This window comes from Sesame phyllody phytoplasma (assembly GCF_018390775.2).
GTDB lineage: Bacteria > Bacillota_I > Bacilli_A > Acholeplasmatales > Acholeplasmataceae > Phytoplasma > Phytoplasma australasiaticum.
On record NZ_JAHBAJ020000058.1, the window covers coordinates 1 to 206 of the forward strand.

The window sequence follows — 206 nt, forward strand, 5'->3', positions numbered from 1 at the left end:
TATCATGTATTTGTCGATTGGTTATCTTGCGATGACAATCTTTACACAATACCTTTGTTCTTTTATTCATGATACTTCGGTGATGCGCATTGCGGATTGTGCCGATATGATGAATTGGAAGTTGGGATGTTTTATCGCAGTTCTCACAACGTTCCGCTTTTAAACGGTCAGTTAGATGGGTGCGACTTTGGAAAATATACTTATTG

At 38.3% G+C, this 206-nt stretch carries 1 pseudogene; it reads right to left on the reverse strand.

Annotated features, from left to right (window positions below):
* Positions 1 to 206 (reverse strand): annotated as a pseudogene (locus KHD59_RS02480) (group II intron reverse transcriptase/maturase); the annotation flags it as partial.